Below are 3,633 nucleotides of genomic sequence, written 5' to 3'. Positions count from 1 at the left end.
CGCCATCGCCGCCTCGCTCTCCACTATCGAAGTCGCCCGGCGCGACGAACTCGCAGCAACGCTGAAGCAACGTTGGAACGAAACCGCGCCGAAATTCCAGTTATTCTACGACGAGGCCAAGCTGCCGCGCGCCGAGCGCAAGGTGGAGCGAACCGCACCCTGGTACGATTCCGTCACCAAGGTGATCGACACCGCCAATCTCGCGTCCACCGCGGTGTCGAACCGCGCCTGGATGAACGATCCCTACATCGCCCGCATGATCCAGGCCCGCCGCCTCGCCTGGCAGGTGCGCGACCGCTACGGCATCCAGTGCTCGACGTTGCGCCCGAACATCAACAGCTCGAAGCCGCTCGATGAGACCCAGAAGCAGACCGTCGCGGGCTGGAACGGCATTGTCACCGCCGGCTGGACCGGCATGGAGGAACTGCTGGCTGCGCCTGACGTGGCGCCGGACCTCGTCAACACGGCCAAGGAAGCGCGCGCCAAGACCGATGGAGCCCTCAAGCAGATCGGCGATATCACCAGGAACCTGGATGGCAGCGGTCGTCCGGCGATGCCGGCCTCGGAATGGAACGCATTGTGCCAGGCTCCGTTCGCGTCCATCGTCGCGGTCGCAAGCAAGGCGCTCGACCTGTCGATCGCGCACGCGGAGGCGCTTCAGGCCAAGGCCCTCACCAATCTCATTATGCAGTCCTTCGGCTTCCTGCTCGCACTGGCCGTGACTCTCGCCGGCGTGTTCGTGGTGCGCAACCGCTTGATGCGCCCGGTGCGCGCGATCCTCGACGCCATCGCCCGCATCAGCGCGCGCGATTATGCGACGCCGGTGCCGCAATCCCGGCATCCCGACGAGTTCGGCACCATGGCTGCCGCGCTCGAAAGCCTGCGCGAGAGCGCGGCAACCGCGGAACGCCTCGGCCAGGAACGCGAGTCGCAGCAGGCGCTGCAGCTTGCCCGTTCCGGGACTGTCGATGCGGCTTGCCGCAGCTTCGACGACACCGTGCAGGCGGTGATCCAGAGTGTTGCGGCCTCGACGCGGGAGCTCGATGCGACCGCGAGCGGCGTGCGCTCGCTGGTCACGGAATCCAGTAGCCAGACCGCCGCGGTCTCCTCCTCCGCCGAGCAGGCCACTAACAATCTCGAGACCATCGCTGCGGCGACCGAGGAGCTGTCCGCGTCCGTCGGCGAGATCTCCGCCCAGGTGCAATCCAGCGCGCGCGAGGCCCGCGAGGCCGTCGCGCAGGCCGAGCAGACCAACGCGACGGTCGAGATACTCGACCAGACCGCAAGCCGCATCGGCGAGGTCGTGAAGATGATCAACGCCATCGCCGCGCAGACGAACCTCCTGGCCTTGAACGCGACGATCGAGGCGGCGCGTGCCGGAGAAGCCGGCCGTGGTTTCGCCGTGGTGGCCGGCGAGGTCAAGAGCCTCGCGTCTCAGACCGCAACGGCGACGGAAGAGATCTCGCGCCAGGTCGAAGAGATCCAAGGCGCCACCGGCCAGGCCGTCGCCGCCATCCGTTCGATCGGCGGCGCCATCAGCGGCATCGACGAGAAGATGACCGCGATTGCCGCCGCGGTGGAGCAGCAGCGCGCGGCCACCACCGAGATTTCGCGCAACTTCCAGCAGGCCGCTCAGGGCACCCGCGAGGTCACCGACACCATCGGCAGCGTCGCCCGGCTCAACCAGGAGACCGGCAACGCCGGCACGGTGCTGTCGGAGTCCGTCAAGAAAATGTCGGCGGACGCCGATCGTCTCCGTGTCGCGGTCGAAGGCTTCCTGGGCGCGGTGAAGACGGCCTGATTCCTTCCTCTCTTAATCCTGCCTCGCGCGGGCATTGCCGCCGATCCGCGCGTTGGCTACATCTGGGCCGCCTCGCTCCCGCGAGCGCGGCGCCAGACGTAAGACATATCAGGGATGGAGAGTTTCGATGCCGGTCACCGCACCCAAGGCTCAGCGCCCCTATCGAGGCGTGTTCCCGGTCGCGCCCACCATCTTCGACGAGCGCGGCGAGCTCGACCTCGAAGGCCAGCGCCGCTGCATCGATTTCATGATCGATGCCGGTTCGCACGGCCTCTGCATCCTCGCCAATTTCTCCGAGCAGTTCGTGCTCACCGATGCCGAGCGCGAGACGGTGATGCACGCGGTGCTGGAGCATGTGGCCGGCCGGGTTCCCGTGATCGTCACCACCACGCATTTCAGCTCGGCCGTGTGCGCGGCGCGCAGCAAGCAGGCCGAGGCGGCGGGCGCCGCCATGGTGATGGTGATGCCGCCCTATCACGGCGCGACCTTTCGGGTCCCCGAGAAGGGCATCGTCGAATTCTTCAAGGTGCTCTCCGGCGCAATCGACATTCCCATCATGATCCAGGATGCGCCGGTTGCCGGCACGCCGCTCTCGGTCGATCTGCTGGCGCGGCTGTCGCGCGAGTTTTCCAACATCCGCTATTTCAAGATCGAGGTGCCGGGCGCAGCGGCCAAGCTGCGCAGCCTGATCGAGGCCGGCGGCAAGGACATCGAGGGTCCCTGGGATGGCGAGGAGGCGATCACGCTGCTCGCCGATCTCGATGCCGGCGCCACCGGCGCCATGACGGGCGGCGGCTATCCCGACGGCATCCGCCAGATCATCGATCCCTATTTCGCAGGCAAGCGCGAGGAGGCGAAGGCCGCCTATGAGCGCTGGCTGCCGCTGATCAATTACGAGAACCGCCAATGCGGCCTGATCGCCTGCAAGGTGATGATGCAGGCCGGCGGCGTGATCAAGTCGGAGGCGGTGCGCCATCCGCTGCAGCCGCTGCATCCGGCAACGCGCGCTGGATTGCTCGAGCTCGCCAAGGAAAGGGACGCGCTGGCGCTGCGGTGGGGGAAATAGGTTTCTCGAAGCGCCTTCTGTCGCCAAATACTCCGCTGTCGTCCCGGACAAGCGCGCAACAAGCGCGCGCAGATCCGGGACCCATACGCCGCAGCAGGAGTTTGGCGAGGACTCGGAGTTACCAGCGCGCCCCCTAACCGCTCCCTGTGGTTATGGATCGCCGCGTTCGCGGGGATGACACTGAATGTGCGCCGCGATTCCGGCTAACGCGCCAGCGTCCACTCGCCGATGATGCGGAATCTTGCCGTAGCATCGTCCTGCCGAAACAGCGCGATGCGGTCGATCACGAGCGTCTCCATTCCCAGCGCCGCAAACCTAGTCCGCAACATTTCGAGGATCGCTCCGCGCCGATCGGCATCCAGCCGTCCCGTCAGCGTCATGTGGAAGCGGAATTCCTCCATCACGTAAGGATAGCCCCAGCGGTCGAGATAGTCGCGCTGCCGCTCGCTCAGCCGCTCCGGCCTGCGCCGCGCGCGGTCCTCCGCCGTCAGCGCGGCGCGAAAGGAGTCGAATGCGCGGACGCAATCGGCGCCGAGCTCTTGCAGCGCATCGACCGGCTCGGCCGGAACGACGGCGATGAAGCCGCTGATGGAATCAACGACCGGGCGGATCAACGGACGCAGCCGCGTCTTGCCGGCAAATGCCGCACAGGCCGCTATCAGCTCTGCTTCGGTCCTGCCCGGCGCCAGTGCGATGGGCGCCTTCAGCGTGGCGTGAAAGCCGTATTTGCGGGGATCGGTGGTGATGTCGCGCCAGTCCGGCGCGA

3 protein-coding genes are annotated in these 3,633 nt (G+C 66.8%); 2 read left to right on the top strand and 1 reads right to left on the bottom strand.

Going from position 1 to position 3,633, the window contains the following annotated elements:
* Together JHD07_RS35265 and JHD07_RS35260 are read left to right on the top strand one after the other, a co-directional pair.
* On the top strand, positions 1 to 1,801 hold a 1,801-nt coding region (locus tag JHD07_RS35265), incomplete at its 5' end, for a methyl-accepting chemotaxis protein (RefSeq protein WP_291630585.1).
* Positions 1,802 to 1,928: 127 nt separating this feature from the next.
* The gene (locus tag JHD07_RS35260; RefSeq protein WP_291630583.1) at positions 1,929 to 2,867 is read left to right on the top strand and encodes a dihydrodipicolinate synthase family protein; all 939 of its coding nucleotides are present in this window, start codon (positions 1,929 to 1,931) and stop codon (positions 2,865 to 2,867) included.
* Positions 2,868 to 3,070: 203 nt separating this feature from the next.
* Here the strand turns inward: JHD07_RS35260 and JHD07_RS35255 are convergent.
* Positions 3,071 to 3,633 (bottom strand): DUF1045 domain-containing protein (locus JHD07_RS35255; RefSeq protein WP_291630581.1); only part of this gene is annotated, 563 nt, incomplete at its 5' end.

It is taken from the genome of Bradyrhizobium sp., assembly GCF_016462955.1.
Lineage (GTDB): Bacteria > Pseudomonadota > Alphaproteobacteria > Rhizobiales > Xanthobacteraceae > Bradyrhizobium.
The sequence above is the reverse complement of the archived record's forward strand: the minus strand, read 5'-3'. Positions and strand labels throughout refer to the sequence as shown.